Raw genomic sequence first — 20,242 nt, forward strand, 5'->3', positions numbered from 1 at the left:
GCGAACTCCGAATTAGGGCAAGCCTGGGTGTCATTGCTTCATGTTGCGAATGCGTTATTGGAATTCCATATTGCCAATCGCTCGCAAAAGCGTCACAAAAGCTTCATCGGGGATGTATAAACTGAAACGCACTGCGTGAAAAGCCCGCGCGGAAATAATCGGGTGGGGGAGGCCGCCATCAGACGAAGCGGTGGCTGCTGCCGTATCGGTGCGCGCGGACCGTTTTCACAGCCAGCGCTTGCGCCGGCGATAGAATTTGACGTCGCGGAAGCTTTTGCGCTCGCCGGACGCGATGCCGAGATAGAATTCCTTCACGTCCTCGTTTTCGGCCAGCGCATGCGCATCGCCGTCCATGACCACCCGGCCGTTTTCCAGGATATAGCCGTAGTCCGCGTATTGCAGCGCCATATTGGTGTTCTGCTCGGCCAGCAGGAACGAGACGCCCTGGTCGCGGTTCAGCGAGCGCACGATCTCGAAGATTTCTTCCACCAGTTGCGGCGCCAGCCCCATGCTGGGCTCGTCCAGCAGCACGGTCTTGGGTCGGGCCATCAGCGCGCGGCCGATGGCGCACATCTGCTGCTCGCCGCCGGAGATATAGCCGGCCAGCGACTTCCGCCGCTCGCGCAGGCGCGGGAAATAGTCGTAGACCATGTCCAGGTCCTGGCGCACCGCGCCGCCGCCGTCGCGGCGGGTGTAGGAGCCGGTCAGCAGGTTTTCCTCCACGGTCAGGTGGGGGAAGCAGTGGCGCCCCTCCATCACCTGCACCACGCCGCGCTTGACCAGGTCGTTTGGCGTCAGCGCCTGCACCTCCTCGCCGCGAAAGCGGATCGTGCCCTTGGTCACCTCGCCACGCTCGGCGCGCAACAGGTTGGAGATCGCCTTCAGCGTCGTCGTCTTGCCGGCGCCGTTCGCCCCCAGCAGCGCCACGATCCCGCCTTCGGGAACGCTCAACGAGACGCCCTTCAGCACCAGGATGACGTGGTCGTAGATCACCTCGATATTGCTGACCTGAAGCAGCACGGATGCGGCCGGCGCAGCCGCGCTGTCGGCGGGGGCGGGGTGGGGCTGGGTCATGATAGGGTCTTCCGATGCGGACGGCGGGCCGGGTGCCACCGACACCCGGCCCGCCCCCGGTTCCGGTTACGAGCAGCTGCGCGGCGTGATGTTGTTTTCCTTCGCATAGAGCGCGGCGTCCTGCTCGATCAGCGGGCGCACCACGTCCGACATGGCCGGGACCCAGTCGGAGACGATGTTCCACTTCTCGCCGTCCCATTGCTGCACCAGGGCGGCCGGATGCGTGCCCTCGTGGTTGGCGCAGGTGACCTTGGTCGGCGGGATCAGCCCGGTCATGCCCATTTCCTCGATGCGGGCCGGCGTCAGGTCCAGGTTTTCCAGGCCCCAGCGCACGTCTTCGCCGGTCAGTTGCGTCTTGTTGAAATGCGCCTGGGCGATGCGGATGGCCTCGGCGATATAGGCCGCGTTGACCAGGCCGCGATTGTAGAGCACCTCGCCCATGCTTTCCGCGCCGACGCCCTTGCCGGCGTCATGCATGGCCTTCAGGTCTTTGAACACCGGATAGTCGCTGCCGGCGCCGTTCATGGTGAAGGCCTTGTAGCCCTTGGCGGCTTCGGCGGCCGGCAGCACGTCGGCCTCGGTGCCGGACCACCACCAGCCCAGGATCTTGTCCATCGGATAGCGGATGGCCGAGGCCTCCTTCATGCCAGTGGAGTTCATCACGCCCCAGCCGAAGAACAGCACATAGTCGGGCCGGTTCTTGCGCACCTGCAGCCAGGTCGACTTCTGCTCCGAGAGCGAGTTCAGCGCCACCGGCAGCTTGTCGAGCTTGTAGCCGTATTTCTCGGCCAGCAGTTCCAGGGTCGGGATCGGCTCTCGGCCGGCCGGGTGGTCGAAATGGACCAGCGTGATCTTCTTGCCCTTCAGCTTGTCGAGACCGCCGGCCTCCTGGCCGATATAGGCGATCATGCTGGAGGCCTGGCTCCAATAGGTGGCCGGGAAGTTGAAAATCCAGGGGAAGACCCGGCCATCGGCGGCCGACGTGCGCCCATAGCCCATGGACAGGATCGGGATCTTGTCCTGGGACGCTTTCTCGATCAGCGCGTAGGTCGTGCCGGTGGACCAGGGCGACAACGCGACGGCGCCGCCGTGATTCTCCTTCAGCCGGTCATAGCATTCGACGCCGCGGTCGGTCTTGTAACCGGTCTCGCACTCCTCGATGACGAAGGGGACGCCGCCGACGCCGCCGTCGCGGAAGTTCAGCATCTCGAAATAGTCGACATAGCCGTTGGCGAACGGTACGCCGTTCGGCGCATAGGGGCCGGTGCGGTAGGAGAGGACGGGGATGAAATGCCCGCCCTCGGCAAAGGCCGGCACGGCGGTGGCGATGGCCGCCGCGGCCGCCGCCGCCAGGGTCAAGGTGCGCAAGAACATGGGCGTGTACCTCCTCGGGTTTATGGGGTCGGCCCGGCCAGCGGACGGGTCGGCCGTGTGAAAGCATGGCACAACACTTGGCCGGGCCGCATGTCCCCGCGCGGGGCGCGGCTCAATGCGGAAATGGCCACAGACGAAGCTTCTCCCGCGCGATCATCCAGATGCGCGCCATGCCGTTCGGCTCGACGATCAGCACGAACACGATCACCGCGCCGAAAATCATGAACTCGATATTGGTGATGATGTTGCCGGGCACCTCGAACCCGAACCAGGCGGGGGCGCTGTTCAGCAGGATCGGGAACAGCGTGATGAAGATCGCGCCCAGGAAACTCCCCAGGATCGAGCCCAGCCCGCCGACAATGACCATGAACAGCACCTGGAACGAGCGGTTGATGTCGAACGCGGTCGGCTCCACCGAATTGATGTAGCAAAAGGACCAGAGCGCGCCGGCGACGCCGCAATAGAAGGCGCTGAAGGCGAAGGCGGAAAGTTTGGTCCACAATGGCCGGATGCCGATCAACTCGGCGGCGATGTCCATGTCGCGGATGGCCATCCACGTCCGGCCGATGCGGGTGCGCACCAAGTTGTAGGCGATCCAGGTCAGGAAGGCGACGAACCCCAGGCAGAACAGGTATTTGGCCCAGTTCGGCGCCTCCGCGCCCGTGATGTAAACGCCCAGAATGGTGGCGGGGGGCGGTGTCGGCACGCCGCTGATGGAATAGTTCACGAACCACGGCACATGGGTGAACAGCCACAGCAGGAAGAATTGCGCCGCCAGCGTCGCCACCGCCAGATAGAAGCCCTTGATGCGCAGCGACGGCAGGCCGAACACGATGCCGATCGCCGCGGTGGCCGCGCCCGCCAGCAGGATGGACACCGGCAGTGGCAGCCAGGGCATGGCGGTCGCGAACTTGTAGGCCATGTAGGCGCCGGACGCCATGAACGCGCCCGAGCCCAGCGAGATCTGGCCGCAATAGCCGAGCAGCAGGTTCAGCCCGATGGCGGCGACCGACATGATGAGTACGGGGATCGCCAGCGAGCCCAGCGCATAGTCGCCCGCCACCAGCGGCAGGGCCAGCGCTGCGGCGGCGATGAGATAAAGCAGCGCCCGGTCCTGGCGCACCGGCAGCAGCGCCTGGTCGGCGGCGTAGGTGATCTTGAAGTCGCCCGCTTCGCGGTAGAGCATTTCCCGGTCCCCCTCAGACGCGCTCGATAATCTTGTCGCCGAACAGGCCCTGGGGCCGGAAGAACAGGAAGAACAGCGCCAGGATATAGGCGAACCATTCCTCGATGGCGCCGCCGAACAGGCCGCCCCAGTACACCTCCGCCACTTTCTCGCCCGCGCCGACGATCAGGCCGCCGATAATGGCGCCGGGGATGGAGGTGAAGCCGCCCAGGATCAGCACCGGCAGCGCCTTCAGCGCGACGATGGAGATCGAGAACTGCACCCCCAGCTTCGAGCCCCACATGATGCCGGCCACCAGGGCGACGAAGCCGGCCACGGCCCAGACGATGATCCAGATGTGGTTCAGCGGGATGCCGATGGAGAGCGCCGCCTGGTGGTCGTCCGCCACCGCCCGCAGCGCCCGCCCGACGGCGGTATAGCGGAACAACAGCGCCAGCACCGTCACCAGGAAGGCGGCGGTGACGCCCGCAAACAGGTCCGCCTCCTGGATCAGGATGTCGTCTAGGAAGATGACGTCGCTGGGAATGCCCACGTCCAGGGGCCGCACATTGCCGCCCCAGATGATTTCGCCGAAGCCTTCCAGGAAAAAGGATATGCCGATGGTGGCCATGAACAGGATGATCTGTTGCTGGTTCACCAGCCGGCGCAACACCAGCCGCTCTATGGCCATCGAAAGCGCGATCATGATCGCCAGCGTCGCCACGAAGGCCAGGATCGGATGCAGGCCGGAATCGATCAGGCCGACAAAGTTCAGGGCCGCGAACAGCACCATGATGCCCTGGGCATAGTTGAAAATGCCGGAGGCCTTGTAGATCAGCACGAAGCCCAGCGCGACCAGCGAGTACATGACGCCGGACATCAGCCCGGCAATCACCACCTCGGCCAGGAATTCCGGCGCATCGGCCATCTCGACAAAGGGGCTGACAAAGAATGCGGTCAGAAATTCCACGCGGCTACGCTCCCTGCAATCCCGGCTGGCCGTTGTCGTGGGCGCCCGCTTCCCGTCGCGTCGCTGTGCGGCTCCCCGCTCCCTCTGGCGTCATTGCGAGTCCGCGGAGCGGGCGAAGCAATCCAGGGTGACCGCGACCGGGCACGGGAGCCGGTCTGGATTGCCACGCCCTTCGGGCTCGCAATGACGCCGGGAGAGAGACGAGGGCCAGCCCCCCGACGTCCCCTCGGGACGACAACGGCAAGCTTCGCCCAACCTCCATTCCGACATGGAAAGGCGGCCGGTTTCCCTTGGCGTCATTGCGAGGCGGTAGAGCCGCCGCGGCAATCCAGGCTCGGCTTTGACACGCGCGTGCATCAGGCTGGATTGCTTCGCCCGCTCTGCGGACTCGCAATGACGCCGGGAGGGGGAGACAATCGCGATAACCGCTGCCGTGCGCCGGGCGCGCGCCCGTCCTTCGGCCTCGCAATGACGCCAGCAGGGAATGACAGGCGCGGTATGACATGGCCTGCCCCCTCAATGCGACGCGCCCAGATAGGCATCGATGACGTCCGGGTTGCGGCGCACCTCGTCCGGTGTGCCGTCGGCGAGTTTCTCGCCATAGTTCAGCACCACCACCCGGTCGGACAGGTCCATGACCACCCCCATGTCGTGCTCGATCAGGGCGATGGTCGTGCCGAATTCGGCGTTCACGTTGAGGATGAAGCGGCTCATATCCTCTTTCTCTTCCACATTCATGCCGGCCATGGGCTCGTCCAGCAGCAACAGGTCCGGCTCGGCCGCCAGGGCGCGCGCCAGTTCCACCCGCTTTTGCAGGCCATAGGGCAGGCGGCCCACCGGCGTCTTGCGGATGGGCTGGATTTCCAGGAAGTCGATCACCTCTTCGACCTTGGCCCGGTGCGCGATCTCTTCCGAGCGCGCCCGGCCGACGAAAAAGGCCTGTTCCAGCAGCGAGCTTTTCATTTTCAGCACCCGCCCGGTCATGACATTGTCCAGCACGCTCATGCCGCGGAACAGGGCGATGTTCTGGAAGGTGCGGGCAATGCCCTGGCTCGCGGCCTCATAGGGGCGCATCTGCTTGCGGGTCTGGCCCTTGTAGGTGATGCGGCCTTCCTGCGGGTGATAGAAGCCGTTGATGCAGTTCAGCATCGACGACTTGCCGGCGCCGTTCGGCCCGATGATCGCCCGGATCTCGCCCCGGCGGATATCGAACGAGACATCGGTCAGCGCCCGCACGCCGCCGAAGCGCAGCGTGATGTTCTCGACGGTCAGCAGCGTTTCGGGGTCCGCCATCGCGCCTACTCCGCCGCCCGGGCCATGGCGGCAGGAGCCTCCGCTGCCGGCACGTCGCGAAGGGCAACGTCGCCCCGCACCGTGTCGCGGCGGCCGTCCTCGAACGTCACCTCGATTTCCATGTAGACGCTGTCGGCGCCGCTATAGAGGCCCGCGATCAGCGGCGCGTATTTCTCGGCGATGGCGCCGCGGCGGACCTTTTGCGTGCGGGTCATCTCGCCGTCGTCGGCATCCAGCAATTTCGGCAGCACCAGGAAGCGGCGGATCTGGCTGGCGGCCATTTGCGGCTCCTCTGCGAGGCTGGCATTCACCTCCGCCACATGGCCGGCCATCAGGTCATAGACCGCCGGCAGCGAGGCCAGTTCCTGGTACGAGGCATAGGCGATATTGCGCCGCTCGGCCCAGTTGCCCATGGCCTCCGCATCGATGTTGAGCATGACGGTCGCAAAGTCCCGCCCGTCGCCGATGGCCACGGCCTCGCGGATGTTGGGGAAGAATTTCAGCTTGTTTTCCAGATATTTCGGCGCGAACAGGTCGCCGCTCGCCAGCTTGCCGACATCGCGGGCGCGGTCGATGATGTGCAGATGGCCGGCCTCGTCGATGAAGCCGGCATCGCCGGTATGCACCCAGCCGTCCGCGGTCTTGGTCTCCGCCGTCGCCTCCGGGTTCTTGTAGTATTCGATGAACACGCCGGGCGAGCGGTAGAGCACCTCGCCGCCCTCGGCGATCTTCAATTCCACCGAGGGCGCCGGCTTGCCCACCGTGTCCGGCCGCACCTCGCCATCCGGTTGCAGCGTGACGAACACCGCCGCCTCGGTCTGGCCATAGGCCTGTTTCAGGTTGATGCCGAGCGCGCGGAAGAACACGAATATCTCCGGCCCGATCGCCTCGCCCGCGGTATAGCCGACCCGCATGCGCGAAAAGCCCAGCATGTTCTTCAACGGCCCATAGATGCAGACCTCGCCGAGCGCGTATTTCAGCCGGTCCCAGAGCCCGACCGGCTCGCGGTCCAGGATGCGCGCGCCCACCTTGCGGGCGTGATCCATGAAGGTGCGGAACAGCCAGCGCTTGAACGGGCCGGCATCCTCCATGCGGATCATGACGCTGGTCAGCATGGATTCGAAGATGCGCGGCGGTGCGAAGAAATAGGTCGGCCCCAGCTCACGCAGGTCGATCAGCAGCGTTTCGGCGGACTCGGGGCAGGCCATGCAGAAGCCGCATAGGTGCGACTGGCCATAGGACAGCAGGTTGTCGCCCAGCCAGGCCATGGGCAGATAGGCCAGCACCTCTTCCCGCTCGGTCAGGCGGTCGAATTCGATGGCGACGGCGCCGATGCGGATGCAGTTGTCGTGGCTCAGCACCACGCCCTTCGGCCGCCCGGTGGTGCCGGAGGTGTAGCACATGATGGCGTGGTCCGCGCCGCGGCCCCGGTCGACCTGTTCGTCGAAAAAGGTGGGGTGCACCCGGTCGAAGTCGCGCCCCTCGGCGACGACGCCGTCGTAATGGTGCAAAAAGGGCTCGGTGTAGTCGCGCAGGCCGCGCGGGTCGTCGTAGACGATGGCCTCCAGCGCCGGCAGCCGGTCCTTGATCGACAGCACCTTGTCGACCTGTTCCTGGTCCTCGGCGACGATCAGCTTCACCTCGGCATGGTTCAGGATGTACTGGATCTCCTCGGCCACCGAGTCCTGATAGACCGGCACCGGCACCGCTCCCAGCGCCTGGGCCGCGGCGATGCTCCAATAGAGGCGGGGACGGTTGGCGCCGACGATGGAGATACGGTCGCCGCGCTTCAGCCCCAGGCTTGCCAGGCCGCAGGCCAGCGCCCGCACTTCCGCCGCCTGGTCCGCCCAGGTGGTGGTGTGCCAGATGCCCAGCGTCTTCTCGCGCATGGCCGGCCGGTCGCCCCGTGTCGCCGCGTTGTGGCGCAGCAGCTTCGGGAAGGTGTCGAAGCGGTCGAGGTCAGGTAGCGTCATAACTCCCCCGCTCGGATGCGGGAGGGAGCCGGCGGGAGCAATGGTGCAGCAACGGGCGTTTCCCAGAAATCACAGGTCGATATGGCGCTCCGATCTGAGCCGGACTTACCATACGAATACGATCCTAGCGGCAGAAGGGCGCACGCGCCAAGAGCCAAACTGCACGAAAGGGCTGCATCGCCCGCGGGACACGCTATGGTGGCCGGCCCCGACCCGCTCGCCTGGAGTTCTTTGCCCGATGCGCACCATCGTCTGCCCCGACTACGGCCCGCCGGACCTCCTGACCGTCGAGGAACGCCCCGTGCCGGAGCCCGGCCCCGGCCAGGTGCTGGTGCAGCACAAGGCCTGGGGCATCAACTATGTCGACGTGCTGATGTGTGCCGGCGGCTACCAGTTGAAACCGCCGGTGCCCTTCGTGCCGGGGCTGGAGGCGTCGGGCGATGTGGTGGCGGTCGGCGCCGGGGTCACGGCGTTCCGCAGCGGCGACCGGGTCATGACCCGCGGCCGCCCCGGCGTGTTCTGCGAGTATTACCGGACCGACGCAAGCCAGGTGCACCGGCTGCCCTCCACCTTCGACTATGCCGAGGGCGCGGCCTTCCGCTCCGCCTACATGACCGCCTGGAACGCGCTGACCCATGGCGGCCGCCTGGAAGCGGGCGAGGTGTTGCTGGTGCACGGCGCGGCCGGCGGCGTCGGCCTCGCCGCGGTGCATGTGGGCAAGCTGCTGGGCGCCTATGTCATCGCCACCGCCGGCACCGACGAGAAACTGGCCGTGGTGAAGGCGCAGGGCGCCGACCAGGTCATCAACTACACCACCACCGACCTGCGCGAGGCGGTGAAGGGCATGACCGATGGCCGCGGCGCCGACGTCATCTACGACCCCGTCGGCGGCGACATCGCCGAGCAGAGCCTGCGCTGCATGAATTACGGCTGCCGCGTGGTCTATATCGGCTTCACCGGCGGCCCGCCGGTCTCCGTGCGCTCCAACCTGCTGCTGATCAAGGGGGCGAGCGCCGTCGGTTTCCGCGCCGGCGAGATCGGCCGCCGCATTCCCGGCCTGAACGAAAAGAGCATCGCGACGCTCATCACGCTGGCCGAGCAGGGGCGGCTGCGCCCGCACATCTCGCACCGCATTCCCTGGCCGGACATCCAGGCCGCCATGCGCCCGATCCAGGAGCGAACCGTGGTCGGCAAGGCGGTGATGGTCGCCTAGGACAGGCGTTTAGAGCCTGCGGCAAATATTGCGCGCGCGGCGGCGCGAAAGCGCTTGCCGCAGGGCGCGTTTCGGCTCATTTGCGCGGGTGAACCGTCGGACCCCGGCCAACCAAACTGCGCGTCTTCCGCCCGTCTTGTGCGGCGGCGTCGCACCAGGCCATCGCTCGGGCCGCGACCGGTGTTTCCGTTCACCGTTGCACCCGAGCCCCGCCCATGACGGCCGTCGTCCGCCCCGCCCTGTTTGCGCGCCTCGCCCCGGCCAAGGCCATGCCCGACCTGCCGGCGGGGGGCGACACCGCCGGCGACCGGCCCAGCCTCGCCATCGCCATCGTGCTGGCGGCGATGCTGACCTTCGTCGTCATGGACGGCCTCTGCAAGCTGCTGACCACCAGCGGCATGGTGCCGGAGACGATCATCTTCGTGCGCTATTCACTGGTGCTGCTGTTCCTGCTGCCGGTGGTGGTGGCGCGCTGGCGCTCGCGGCCGCTGGCGACCGGGCGTCCGGTGCTGCACCTGGCCCGGGGCGTGGCGCTGATCGGGTCGGCGACCCTGTTCGTCTACGCCCTGCAATCTCTGCCGCTCGCCACCGCCACCGCCATCGGCTTCGTCTCGCCGCTCTACGTCACCGCGCTCTCGATCCCGTTTCTGGGCGAGAAGGTGGGCATTCGCCGCTGGGCCGCGGTCGGCGTCGGGTTTTTCGGCGTGCTGCTGATCCTCCGGCCCGGTGGAGCGACGTTCGAACTGGCCATGGTGCTGCCGCTGGTCTCGTCCTTCCTCTGGGCCTGCGGCCTGATCATCACGCGCGCCATGCGCGGGCGCGAGCGGCCGCTGGCGATCCTGGTCTGGTCGACCTGCGGCGGTCTGATGGTGATCACGCCCCTCGGCCTGGCCGCCTGGCAGACGCCGACGGCGGAGCAATGGCTGTTGCTGGTCCTGATCGCCGGCTGCCACCTGCTGGGCCAGTATCTGACCATCCGCGCCTTCACCCTGGCCTCGGCCTCGCTGCTGGCGCCGTTCTCCTACACCACCATGATCTGGGCGACGCTGATCGGCCTGTTCGTGTTCGGCAACCTGCCGGACCTGCCGACATTGGCGGGTAGCGGCATCCTGGCCGCCGCCGGCCTCTATGTCTGGCACCGCGAGCGCATCGTCACCGGCCGCCCGACCGTGCGCCGCGGCGCCATCGCCGAGGTCGCGGCCGAGCCGGCCCCCGAACCCATTCCCGAACCCACCCCGGCGGCCCGGACGCCGTGACCGCGCCGGGCCTCGCACCGCCCGAGGACGGCACCCGCCTCGGCTTTGCCATCGGCCTGGTCTGCTTCGCCGCCCTGACGTTTGCGGCGCTCTTTGCCTGCGTGAAGCTGCTGGGCGCGGGCTATTCGCCCTTGCAGGTGCTGTTGATGCGCTATGGCTTCGGCCTGGCCCTCAGCCTGCCCTTCCTCTGGCGCGCCGGCCCGGCGCTCTGGCGGACGGACCGGCCGGTGGCGCATGGGGTGCGCGCCTTCTACGGCCTCGCGTCATCGTTCACGCTATGCCGTCGACGGGGGAGTCCGGCCCGGTGGCCTGCGAACAGTTCGCGATGGTCTCTCTCCGACCGGCAGCATGCGCGAGCTTGGTCTGGCCGATCTGCTCCTCGTATTCCTGGTCGATGCCCAGGACGTCGACCCAGGTCTCCGGGCGCTTGTCCATGTCACTGACCGTGATGGCGATGTGTTCCAGGCGTTTGATTTTCAGTGCGGCGTTCCTCGTGCGTGCGCGTTCCCGCCGAGCGTCGCGAGGGCTGCCAGTTCCTTGGCAAGCTGTTCGATACGAGTGTTGATTCACATTCTTCCGCGATTTCGCAGGCGCTTTGTTCCTCTCGGGGTGGCGGAGGTACATCATCTGGAGTTGGCGGAGCTGATCGGGATCTGTAGCCGCGAGGGAGCAATTGGGTACAGTTCAGGCTATTTCTAAATTGGTTGTTAGTGGGGAAATTCAGTACGGTTTCAAGCGTCTCCGAAATTTAAACCTTCTCGACTGGTCCATTGAAGCAGCTGTCCTCAGATTTCCTGAGTGTTTTAGTAGGGAAGTGAGGGCTGCTGCGGAATGGCGCCTCCATCAAGCCAGACACTGATTGCCGGGTAGACTTGGAAAAGTTGGCGGGAAACTTAATCATGAGGATTTGATAAGGAGAGGATGCTATATCTGCCTCTTGGCTGATGTCGCTACCTCACCCCACCCCTGCCGGCTTCGGTCCGCCCGTTGCCCAGTCCAGCAATTCCACCGTGTGCACCACCGGCACGCCGGCCTTGCCTGCCAGTTGGGTGATGCAGCCGATATTGCCGGCGGCGACGATTTCCGGGCCGGTGGCGGCGATGTTGCCCAGCTTGCGCTCGCGCAGGCGCTCGGCGATTTCCGGTTGCAACAGGTTGTAGGTGCCGGCCGACCCGCAGCAGAGATGCCCTTCCGCCGGCTCGCTGACGACGAAGCCCGCGGCGGCCAGCAACGCCTTCGGTTGGTTCCGCACCCGCTGGCCGTGTTGCAGCGAGCAGGCGGCGTGATAGGTGACGCGCCGGCCGGTCTTCACTACCGGGGCGGCCAGGCCGATCTCCGCCAGGAACTCGCTCACGTCCTTCGCCAGGGCACTGATCACCGCGGCCTTTTCGGCATAGGCGGCGTCGTTGCGCAGCATGTGGCCATAATCCTTGACCGTGGTGCCGCAGCCGCTGGCGTTGATGACGATGGCGTCCAGGCCCGCGCCGCCGCCCTCGGCCGTTTCCGGCCACCAGGCGTCGATCATGGCCTTGGCCTGGGCGTGGGATTCGCCCTCCCGGCCCATATGGTGCACCAGCGAGCCGCAGCAGGTGGCCCCGGCCGGGAACACCACCTCGGCCCCGTGCCGACGCAGCAGGCGCATTGTGGCCTCGTTGATCGCCGGGGCGATGGCCCGTTGCGCACAGCCGGGCAGGATCGCGACCCGATGCCGGCGCGCGCCCTCGGCCGCATAGACCCCCGGCGCGTCACCGGGCGAGCGGCCGGCAGGCAGGGGGGCGAGCCGCACCATGGCCCTCAGGCGCGCCGGCAGCAGCGGCGCCAACGGCTTGCCGAGCGCCCCCAGCGCCAGCGCCGCCCGGAACCGCCCCGGATAGGGGATCAGCTTTGCCAGCCCGCCGCGCAGCACCCGGTCGAACCAGGGCCGCCGGTAGGTCTCTTCCACATGCGCGCGGGCCAGGTCGATCAGGTGCATGTAATGCACGCCCGACGGGCAGGTGGTCATGCAGGCGAGGCAGGACAGGCAGCGGTCCAGATGCTTGACCACCTCTTCCGTCGCTGGCCGGTCGTTCTCCAGCATGTCCTTGATCAGGTAGATGCGGCCGCGCGGGCTGTCCAACTCGTCGCCCAGCAGGGTGTAGGTGGGACAGGTGGCGGTGCAGAAGCCGCAATGGACGCAGTTGCGCAGGATCGCGTCCGCCTCGGCAATGCGCGGATCGGCCTTCTGCGCCGCGGTGAAATGGGTTTGCATGGAACGTCGCCTTTTCGGCTTTCCCCTGGGCAGCGGCGGCACCGCGTGTCGAAGGGGCCTTTGCGTCTGACCTCGGCTGCCGCGATCCGGGCCGTTCGGCCCTGTTCGGGATGAAACAAGGGGCCGTCCGGCCTACTCCTCCGGCGGCTTGCCGCCGAATTCGCGGGTGATGACCCGGGCGGTGCGCTGCACCATCTCGGCCAGTTCGCGGAAGCGCCGGTCGGTGACCCGCGCCGCCGGCCCCGACAGCGAGATGCCGGCTATGGCCTCGCGCGCCTCGTTGAAGATCGGCGCGGCGACGCAGCGCAGGCCGATCGCATGCTCCTCGTCGTCGAGCCCATAGCCCTTGATCCGGATGTCCGACAGCGTTTTCAGGAACCGCTCGCGGCCGGTGATGGTGTTCGGCGTGAACCGCTCCAGCTTCATCCGGTCGATCATCGGCTGTTGCGCCAGCGGGTTCATATAGGCCAGCAACACCTTGCCCACGGCGGACGAATGCATCGGCACCCGCGCACCGGGCGAGGCCAGGGCGCGCATCATCTGCCGGCACTCGATCTGCGCCAGATAGATGATCTGGCCGCCATCCTCCACCGCCAGATTGACAGTCTCGTCGCACTGTTCCATCAGGCCGCGCATATAGGGGCGGGCCACCTGCACCAGGTCGCGGGCGCGCAGGAAGGCATTGCCGACCGTGAACGCCTTCACGCCGACGAACCACAGCGTGCGCTCGCCGTCGAAGCGCACGAAGCCTTCCAGTTGCAGGGTGGAGAGCAGTCGGTGCGCCGACGACACCGGCAGGCCGACCCGATTGGCGACCTCGGTGAGCGTGATGCCGTCGCCGGCTTCGGCCACCTCCTGCAACAGGCGGAGCGCCCGCACCAGGCTTTGCACCTGGCCGGAGCGCTCGGCGCCGGCTTTCGCCGGTTTCCGGGGCAGGGAGACGGAATTGGCCATCGCGTTCGCTCTTTCGGCCTTCACCTCAGGCGGCCGGAGCGAACTGCAGGTCATAGGCCGGCAGCGTCAGGAACTCGCCCAGGTCTTCGGCCAGGACCATCTCTTCCAGCAGCTTCGATGCCGGGCCGTAATGGCCCGCCTTGAAGCCTTCCTCGCCATGCTGTTGCTTCAGGCTCGCAACCTCGTTGGCGAAGGCCTGTTTGATCAGGGCGTCGTCCACCACCTCGCCCGAGTCCAGCGTCACCTTGTGCTTGCGCCACTGCCAGAGCTGGGCGCGGCTGATTTCGGCGGTGGCCGCGTCCTCCATCAGATTGTGCAGCGGCACCGCGCCCAGACCGCCGAGCCAGGCAGCGATATAGCCGATGCCGACATTGACGTTCATCTTCAGCCCGCCCATGGACTTCGGCCCCTCGCAGGGCGCGGTGAGTTCGGCGGCGGTGGCCGCCGGCACGTCATCGCGCTGGCGGGCGACCTGGTTCGGTTGCGGCATGGCGGCGTCGAACACCTCCATCGCCACCGGCACCAGACCCGGATGGGCGACCCAGGTGCCGTCATGGCCGTCGGTGGCCTCGCGCTCCTTGTCGGCGCGCACCTTCTCGAAGGCGATCTCGTTCGCCGCCTCGTCGCCGCGGATCGGGATCTGGGCCGCCATGCCGCCCATGGCGAAGGCACCGCGCTTGTGGCAGACCTTGATCACGTGCAGCGAGTAGGCGCGCATGAAGGGCACGGTCATGGTGACGGCGGCGCGGTCCGGCAGCACCTTGGTCGGGTCGGCGCGGTGCTTCTTGATATAGCTGAAAATATAGTCCCAGCGGCCGCAGTTCAGGCCGGCCATGTGTTCGCGCAACTCATAGATGATTTCTTCGGCGTGGAAGGTGCCGGGCAGCGTCTCGATCAGCACGGTCGCCTTGCACGAGCCCTGGGGCACGTCCAATTGGTCCTGCGCCCAGACGAACACGTCGTTCCAGAGCCGCGCCTCCAGATAATGCTCCAGCTTGGCCAGGTAGAAATAGGGGCCGGTGCCGCGGTCCAGCGCCGTCTTGGCGTTGTGGAAGAAATAGAGGCCGAAATCCACCAGCGAGCCGCTGATGGCGACGCCGTCGACCAGCAGGTGCTTCTCGTCCAGATGCCAGCCGCGCGGACGGACCAGCAGCGTCGCCAGATCGTCGCCCAGGGTATAGTCCTTGCCGTTGCCGGGATCGTGGAAGCTGATCGTGCCCGCCACCGCGTCGCGCAGGTTGATCTGGCCCTGGACGATGTTGTCCCAGGACGGCGCCGTGGCGTCCTCCAGGCAGGCCATGAACATTTTCGCGCCGCTGTTCAGGGCGTTGATGACCATCTTGCGGTCGCAGGGCCCGGTGATCTCCACCCGGCGGTCCTGCAGGTCGGCGGGGATCGGCGCCACCTGCCAGTCGCCCGCGCGCACGGCGGCGGTTTCCGGCAGGAAGTCGAGCTTGGCCTTGCCGGCGTCGAGATCGTTCTGAAACGCCGTGCGCGCGGCCAGCAACTCCTTGCGGCGGGCGTCGAACTGCCGGTGCAGGCCCTCCAGGAATGCCAGCGCCTCTGCGGACAGGATTTCAGCGTAACCGGGCTTCATCTCGCCCTTGATCTCGACAGCCATGACAGCCTCCAGCGATGTGCGGTATTTGCGGGCGTTTCAGCAGCCGACCCTTCCACAATCAAGGAGCCTTTTCGGATCGTGGAAATTAAAGGTGGCGCACGCTCCTCCCCGATTACCGCTCCGGACCATGGAACGATGGGTCGTCCGGCCCGTCAATCGGGGCGCCGACCCAGTCCGGCGTTTCCGCCGGCAGGGGCTGGCCGCGACCGAGTTTGAGGATGGCGCGGCAAGCCGGCGGCGCGGCGGGGATGGGCTCGTCCACCCACCAGGTCCGGCCCGCTGCGGGCACCGTGTGCCGCAGGCATTCGGCAATCGGCGCCGGGCAGGCGCGCAGGATGGCCTCGGCCACGTCCGCGGCCAGGGTTGCCGAGAACACGGCCCGCTCGCCACCGCCGGGACCGGTTTGCAGCGTCAACCGGGCTTCGCCGTCGGCGCCGAAGGCGGCCTCGACCCGGACGGATCCGGCGCGGGCGGTGCGGACCAGTGTTCTGGCAACCGCCATCCGCCGCCAGCCGTCTCCGCTAACCCGATATTTTTGTTCGGTTTTTATAGCCAAAACCCACCCCCTTCTTTTGAATTGTCCAGATCAAGTCACGGTTCGTCAATATTGGTTTCGTGCCGTGAGAAAACATCTTTCCCGTTCGCGGCGGCTTCACTTAGAGTCTCTGCTTCAGGCGGTGGCCAACACGCCGTCGTGCATAACCATGGGAAGGTCCATCAGATGCGGAAAGTCCTAGCCGGTGCGCTGGCGGTGGCCACAATGGCCGCCAGTCACGGCGCCCTCGCCCAGAAATCGGGCGGCATTCTCAAACTCTATCATCGCGAGACGCCGCCCAGCGCCTCGATCCACGAGGAAGCCACGATTTCCACCGTCGCGCCCTTTATGGCGGTCTACAACAATCTGGTGATGTTCGACCCGCACGTGCGGAAAAACAGCCTGGATTCGATCATCCCGGACCTGGCGGACTCGTGGTCCTGGAACGCCGACCGCACCGCCCTGACCTTCAAGCTGCACCCGGGTGTCACCTGGCACGACGGCAAGCCCTTCACCAGCGCCGACGTGAAATGCACCTGGGACCGGATCCAGGGCAAGGACGACTCGCGCGAAATGCGTTTCCAGAAGAACCCGCGCAAGCCCTGGTACTGGAACCTGCGGGAGGTCACGACCAATGGCGACCTGGAGGCGACCTTCCATCTGGGCCAGCCGCAGACCTCGTTCCTGGCGTTGCTGGCCGGTGGGCATTCGCCGGTCTATCCCTGCCATGTCAGCGCCAAGGCCATGCGCACCGCACCCATCGGCACCGGTCCGTTCAAATTCGTCGAGATGAAGCAGAACGAGCGCATCACGCTGGCCAAGAACGAGCACTATTGGAAGAAGGGCCTGCCCTATCTGGACGGCATCGAGTGGACCATCATCCGCAGCCGCTCGACCCGCGCGCTGGCCTTCACCGCCGGCGAGTTCGACATGACGTTCGATGCCGACATCACCATCCCGATGCTGAAGGATGTAAAGGCACAGGATCCGGCCGCCGTCTGCGACCTGACCCCCACCGGCGTCTACACCAATCTGATGCTGAACCGCGACGCGCCGCCCTTCGACAACCCGAAAGTGCGCCAGGCCCTGGCACTGACCCTGGACCGCGCGGCCTTCAACCAGATCCTGGCCGAGGGCCAGAACACGATCGGCGGCGCGATGATGCCGCCGCCGGAAGGCGTCTGGGGCATGCCGGCGGAGATGCTGGAACAACTCCCGGGGTATGGCCCGGATGTGGAAGCCAGCCGTGCCGAGGGCCGCAAGCTGATGGAGAGCCTGGGCTATAGCGCCGAAAATCCGCTGAAAATCAAGGTCGCGACCCGCAATATCGCGGTCTATCGCGATCCGGCGGTGATCCTGATCGACCATCTGAAACACGTCTATGTGCAGGGCGAGCTGGATGTGATCGAGACCGGCAACTGGTATGGCCGCATCGGCCGCAAGGACTATCAGGTCGCGCTCAACCTGACCGGCGTCGGCATCGACGATCCGGACGTGAACTTCTTCGAGAACTATTCCTGCGGCTCGCAGCGCAATTACACGGCCTATTGCAACGAGGAACTGAACGATCTGTTCAAGAAGCAGGCCGGCATGGCCGACCAGGAGGAGCGCAGGAAACTGGTCTGGGAGATCGACCGCCGCCTGCAACTCGACCACGCCCGGCCGGTGATCCATCACAACAAGGCGGCGACGTGCTGGCAGCCCTATGTGAAGAATGTCACCCGTCAGGTGAACAGCATCTACAACGCCTGGCGCATGGAGGACTGGTGGCTCGACAAATAGCCGCCGGTCCGGTTCGGGCGAGCCGCGCGCCGTTGCGTGAGGCTCAGCCCGGCCGCACCTGGCCCACCTGGCCCGTCGCCGGGGTGACGAATTCGCGCCGGTCGGGGGTCACGCCCGGTGCCAGATGGGCGGCGCTGGCTTCGTGCAGCCTGGCCGCGGCCTCGTTGAACAGGACCGGGATGAAGGCATAGCGCGTGCCCTCGCGCACCGGCGTCACCTCGTGCAGCAGGCTGCACGAATGCACCAGGGCACAACCGGTGGGAATCGGGTAGAGTTGTGGTCCATATTCCGGAAAGCGCAGCAGCCCGCCCGAACAGGTCTCTGCGTTCAGGGGGATGGTGACCGCGAACTGGCGGTGAGCCGTGCCCAGCGCGGCATTGTCCCGGTGCAGGCCGCAAAAATCGCCGGCGGCGTAACGTGTCACGACGGAGCGTTCCATCCTGGTGGCCTCGAACTGGAAAGCCTTGCGAATCTCCGGGATCAGCCGGCGGCGGACACGGATTTGCACGGCCGTGCGCAGCGTCTCGTCCGCGATCAGTGCGTCCTGGCGTTGCTTGCGGCCCGGGTCGAAGGTGAGGGCGGTCTTGCCGTCCACGTCCTCCAACACGCCGGACGGTTGCCCGCCGAGCGTGTCGAAATGGGCGATCAGGCGCCGGCACAGCTCGGTCTCGAACACCATCGGCAACAGCAGGACCGGCGCTTGCGGGGCGGCCGGCCGCGGCGGCCCGGCCGACGGCAGGCCTTGGAGAAACTGGCAGAGATGGACGGGGTGGTCGTCCGGATCGTCGATACGGTGCACCGCCAGCACCCGCATGGCCGCGTCCAGCAGCACGGTCAGCGGCTGGAAGGCGACGCCGTTGTCCGCTCCGTCCGTGGAGGCATCGTCGAGAGCGCCGAAGGCCCGGCTCACCGACTGGTCGAAGTCCAGCAGCATGCGAACCCCGGCGGAGGCGCCGGGCAGCCGGTCCTCCCGCTCGTCGTCCGGGTCGATGCTGACGCCGATCAGGCGGTGCGACTCGCCGTCGAACAGCTCGGTTCGTGCCGCGAGCCGGTCCAGCATTGCCGCCATGGCCGGATGCCCGGCCGAGCCGAACAGGCAGAGCGTGGTGAAGCCGCCGGCGAGCGTGTCGCGATCCAGGGTTTGGCCGTCGGTCGTCCGTCCGCTGAACGCGGGCGCTGGCTCGCCGGGGATCGGGAGGCTCATGCGGGGGCTCCGGTGCATTCGCGCGGGCCGGCGGCACCTGCGCCGGCCCATGATGGCCAAGGGTCTAGGCCAGTGCGGCGCGCTTGCAAACCCCGTTGCGGCGCTGGTTACCATCGCCGCCATCGTCATCGCCTGCCTGTCGCTGTCCGGCCCGGCCCTCGCCGCCGGCTCGGAGCGTGCCCTGGTCCGCGACGCCGGCTTTGCCGACACGGAAGTCGGCTATATCGTCTATGACCTCGACACGAGCCGTGTCCTGCGCAGCCATCTGGCGGATCAGGCATTTATCCCCGCCTCCATGGTCAAGCTCGCGACGGCATTGGCGGCGCTGGAGGTGCTGGGACCCGACCATCGGTTCCGCACCCGCGTGCTCGCCGTTCCGGTGGCGGGCGGGGTGCATCTGCACCTCTCCGGCGGCGGCGACCCGGTGCTGGTGCAGGAAAACCTGGATCGGCTGGCCGAATCCCTGGTGGTGCCGCTGGCCGGGCGGCCGGTGGTGCGTTTCAGCTTCGACGACGGAACCCTGCCCTTCGTGGCGCAGATCGACCCCGGCGACGACGGGCTGAAACCCTACAACCCGCCGATTTCGGCCCTGTCGGTGAACTTCAACCGGCAATGGCTGCGCTGGACCCGCGACCCGAAAAGCCGCGCCCTGCTGGTGTCGCTGCGGCCGGACCTGGGCGATGCGCTGGCGGGCATCGCGCCCCGTCCGCTGCCGGACGGCCGCTCGGTGGAGGCGGTGGGCAGCGCGCGCCTCCGCTATCTGCTGACGCCGCAGGTCCCCAGCGAGGGGCAGAGGCGCGTCGCGGTGCGCGCGCCCGCCCGGCACGCGGCCGCGATGCTGCGGGCCTATGCCGCCCGCGCTGGTGTCGCCCTGCCCCCGCCGGAGGCCGCGAAGGGACCGCCGGCAGGGGCGACGGAAATTGCCGTCCATGAGAGCCGGCCGCTGCTGCTCGCGGTGCGCGACCTGCTGGACTATTCCAACAATCTCTCGGCGGAGCTGATCGGGCTGGCGACGGCAAGGGCGCTGAACCCCAAAACCCGCACCCTGGCGGAGGGCGCGGCCGCGGTGCGGGCCTGGCTCGACCGGACCGTTCCGGCGGTGACCAGGGCCGGCTGGCAGACCGTCAACCAGTCCGGTCTTTCCGGCCGGACGCGGGCGACGCCGCGGGCGCTGCTGGAACTGCTGCGCTTTGCTTCGGGCCGCAGCTATGCGCCGCCGCCCGAATGGCAAGCGCAGGAAGGCGAGGGCAAGGCGAGCCAGGCGGGCGAGCCGGTGCCGTTCCTGGCCCTGCTGCGCCCGCCGTCCTGGGTGGAAGACCGCGACACGGAATTGGGCGGCAAGAGCGGCACCATGTACTATGCCCGCGGACAGGCGGGCGTCCTCACCGCGGCCTCGGGCCGGCGCGTGTTGTTCGTGCTGATGCACACCGACCTCGCCGCCCGCGGGGCCTATGAGGCGAACCCGGCACGGTTCCGGGCCCCGGTGCAGATCCGCGCACGGGCCTGGCTCGCGCGGGCCAAGCGGCTGGAGCAGCAAATCCTCGAATACTGGGCCGCTTCCCTCTGAACCCTGCGGGCCG

At 67.1% G+C, this 20,242-nt stretch carries 16 protein-coding genes; 4 read left to right on the forward strand and 12 right to left on the reverse strand.

From position 1 onward, the window contains the following. Positions 1-225 precede the first annotated feature (225 nt). The 6 genes from H6844_08080 to H6844_08105 form a co-directional block, all read right to left on the reverse strand. Positions 226-1,074 carry an ABC transporter ATP-binding protein gene (locus tag H6844_08080; protein MCB9929358.1) on the reverse strand — a complete coding sequence of 283 codons (849 nt, stop codon included), beginning with the start codon at positions 1,072-1,074 and terminating at the stop codon, positions 226-228. Between the two features lie 66 nt (positions 1,075-1,140). Continuing rightward, positions 1,141-2,448: an ABC transporter substrate-binding protein gene (locus tag H6844_08085; GenBank protein MCB9929359.1), complete on the reverse strand. Its 1,308-nt coding sequence runs from the start codon at positions 2,446-2,448 to the stop codon at positions 1,141-1,143. 112 nt (positions 2,449-2,560) lie between these two features. Then, positions 2,561-3,634: a branched-chain amino acid ABC transporter permease gene (locus tag H6844_08090; protein ID MCB9929360.1), complete on the reverse strand. Its 1,074-nt coding sequence runs from the start codon at positions 3,632-3,634 to the stop codon at positions 2,561-2,563. 13 nt (positions 3,635-3,647) lie between these two features. Further along, positions 3,648-4,541, reverse strand: coding sequence for a branched-chain amino acid ABC transporter permease (locus H6844_08095; protein ID MCB9929361.1), 894 nt, complete (start codon positions 4,539-4,541; stop codon positions 3,648-3,650). Between the two features lie 558 nt (positions 4,542-5,099). Continuing rightward, positions 5,100-5,876 carry an ABC transporter ATP-binding protein gene (locus H6844_08100; protein MCB9929362.1) on the reverse strand — a complete coding sequence of 259 codons (777 nt, stop codon included), beginning with the start codon at positions 5,874-5,876 and terminating at the stop codon, positions 5,100-5,102. Positions 5,877-5,881: 5 nt separating this feature from the next. Beyond that, positions 5,882-7,849, reverse strand: a complete 1,968-nt coding sequence (locus H6844_08105) for an AMP-binding protein (protein ID MCB9929363.1) — start codon at positions 7,847-7,849, stop codon at positions 5,882-5,884. A 238-nt stretch (positions 7,850-8,087) separates the two neighbouring features. On the opposite strand from H6844_08105, the gene H6844_08110 reads away from it, so the two are divergent. Both H6844_08110 and H6844_08115 read left to right on the forward strand, forming a co-directional pair. Next, the gene (locus tag H6844_08110; GenBank protein ID MCB9929364.1) at positions 8,088-9,062 is read left to right on the forward strand and encodes an NADPH:quinone oxidoreductase family protein; all 975 of its coding nucleotides are present in this window, start codon (positions 8,088-8,090) and stop codon (positions 9,060-9,062) included. 215 nt (positions 9,063-9,277) lie between these two features. Continuing rightward, complete coding sequence (locus H6844_08115; protein ID MCB9929365.1) at positions 9,278-10,318, forward strand: DMT family transporter; 1,041 nt, start codon at positions 9,278-9,280, stop codon at positions 10,316-10,318. Between the two features lie 270 nt (positions 10,319-10,588). Here the strand turns inward: H6844_08115 and H6844_08120 are convergent, their stop codons facing one another. The 5 genes from H6844_08120 to H6844_08140 all read right to left on the reverse strand — a co-directional run bounded on the left by H6844_08120 (position 10,589) and on the right by H6844_08140 (position 15,643). Next, complete coding sequence (locus H6844_08120; protein ID MCB9929366.1) at positions 10,589-10,753, reverse strand: hypothetical protein; 165 nt, start codon at positions 10,751-10,753, stop codon at positions 10,589-10,591. Between the two features lie 520 nt (positions 10,754-11,273). After that, positions 11,274-12,566 (reverse strand): glycolate oxidase subunit GlcF, encoded by a 1,293-nt coding sequence (glcF, locus tag H6844_08125; protein MCB9929367.1) that lies wholly within the window; start codon positions 12,564-12,566, stop codon positions 11,274-11,276. Positions 12,567-12,698: 132 nt separating this feature from the next. Next, a complete protein-coding gene (locus H6844_08130) occupies positions 12,699-13,520 on the reverse strand; it encodes a helix-turn-helix domain-containing protein (protein ID MCB9929368.1) in 822 nt (273 codons plus the stop codon). A 25-nt stretch (positions 13,521-13,545) separates the two neighbouring features. Next, positions 13,546-15,141 (reverse strand): malate synthase A, encoded by a 1,596-nt coding sequence (gene aceB / locus H6844_08135; protein ID MCB9929369.1) that lies wholly within the window; start codon positions 15,139-15,141, stop codon positions 13,546-13,548. Positions 15,142-15,253: 112 nt separating this feature from the next. Then, on the reverse strand, positions 15,254-15,643 hold the full coding sequence (locus H6844_08140) for a hypothetical protein (GenBank protein ID MCB9929370.1): 390 nt from the start codon (positions 15,641-15,643) through the stop codon (positions 15,254-15,256). A gap of 219 nt (positions 15,644-15,862) precedes the next feature. Here H6844_08140 and H6844_08145 point away from each other — a divergent pair, with 219 nt between their 5' ends. Then, positions 15,863-17,458: an ABC transporter substrate-binding protein gene (locus H6844_08145; GenBank protein MCB9929371.1), complete on the forward strand. Its 1,596-nt coding sequence runs from the start codon at positions 15,863-15,865 to the stop codon at positions 17,456-17,458. 43 nt (positions 17,459-17,501) lie between these two features. On the opposite strand, the gene H6844_08150 is transcribed toward H6844_08145, so the two are convergent. Then, positions 17,502-18,662 carry a redoxin domain-containing protein gene (locus H6844_08150; GenBank protein ID MCB9929372.1) on the reverse strand — a complete coding sequence of 387 codons (1,161 nt, stop codon included), beginning with the start codon at positions 18,660-18,662 and terminating at the stop codon, positions 17,502-17,504. Between H6844_08150 and H6844_08155 the strand changes: the two genes are divergently transcribed. Beyond that, positions 18,661-20,229, forward strand: coding sequence for a D-alanyl-D-alanine carboxypeptidase (locus H6844_08155; protein MCB9929373.1), 1,569 nt, complete (start codon positions 18,661-18,663; stop codon positions 20,227-20,229). The genes H6844_08150 and H6844_08155 overlap by 2 nt on opposite strands. Positions 20,230-20,242 lie beyond the last annotated feature (13 nt).

The sequence above is a fragment of the Alphaproteobacteria bacterium genome, from assembly GCA_020638555.1.
Taxonomy (GTDB): Bacteria; Pseudomonadota; Alphaproteobacteria; order Bin95; family Bin95; genus JACKII01.

What these genes read in the sequence shown, in the direction of transcription:
- H6844_08105 (MCB9929363.1), bottom strand. Translation starts at nt 7,849, where the DNA reads ATGACGCTACCTGACCTCGACCGCTTCGACACCTTCCCGAAGCTGCTG.
- H6844_08090 (MCB9929360.1), bottom strand. Translation starts at nt 3,634, where the DNA reads ATGCTCTACCGCGAAGCGGGCGACTTCAAGATCACCTACGCCGCCGAC.
- H6844_08140 (MCB9929370.1), bottom strand. Translation starts at nt 15,643, where the DNA reads ATGGCGGTTGCCAGAACACTGGTCCGCACCGCCCGCGCCGGATCCGTC.
- H6844_08150 (MCB9929372.1), bottom strand. Translation starts at nt 18,662, where the DNA reads ATGAGCCTCCCGATCCCCGGCGAGCCAGCGCCCGCGTTCAGCGGACGG.
- H6844_08085 (MCB9929359.1), bottom strand. Translation starts at nt 2,448, where the DNA reads ATGTTCTTGCGCACCTTGACCCTGGCGGCGGCGGCCGCGGCGGCCATC.
- H6844_08080 (MCB9929358.1), bottom strand. Translation starts at nt 1,074, where the DNA reads ATGACCCAGCCCCACCCCGCCCCCGCCGACAGCGCGGCTGCGCCGGCC.
- H6844_08100 (MCB9929362.1), bottom strand. Translation starts at nt 5,876, where the DNA reads ATGGCGGACCCCGAAACGCTGCTGACCGTCGAGAACATCACGCTGCGC.
- H6844_08145 (MCB9929371.1), top strand. Translation starts at nt 15,863, where the DNA reads ATGCGGAAAGTCCTAGCCGGTGCGCTGGCGGTGGCCACAATGGCCGCC.
- H6844_08115 (MCB9929365.1), top strand. Translation starts at nt 9,278, where the DNA reads ATGACGGCCGTCGTCCGCCCCGCCCTGTTTGCGCGCCTCGCCCCGGCC.
- H6844_08095 (MCB9929361.1), bottom strand. Translation starts at nt 4,541, where the DNA reads ATGGCCGATGCGCCGGAATTCCTGGCCGAGGTGGTGATTGCCGGGCTG.
- H6844_08130 (MCB9929368.1), bottom strand. Translation starts at nt 13,520, where the DNA reads ATGGCCAATTCCGTCTCCCTGCCCCGGAAACCGGCGAAAGCCGGCGCC.
- H6844_08120 (MCB9929366.1), bottom strand. Translation starts at nt 10,753, where the DNA reads ATGGACAAGCGCCCGGAGACCTGGGTCGACGTCCTGGGCATCGACCAG.
- glcF (MCB9929367.1), bottom strand. Translation starts at nt 12,566, where the DNA reads ATGCAAACCCATTTCACCGCGGCGCAGAAGGCCGATCCGCGCATTGCC.
- aceB (MCB9929369.1), bottom strand. Translation starts at nt 15,141, where the DNA reads ATGGCTGTCGAGATCAAGGGCGAGATGAAGCCCGGTTACGCTGAAATC.
- H6844_08110 (MCB9929364.1), top strand. Translation starts at nt 8,088, where the DNA reads ATGCGCACCATCGTCTGCCCCGACTACGGCCCGCCGGACCTCCTGACC.
- H6844_08155 (MCB9929373.1), top strand. Translation starts at nt 18,661, where the DNA reads ATGCGGGGGCTCCGGTGCATTCGCGCGGGCCGGCGGCACCTGCGCCGG.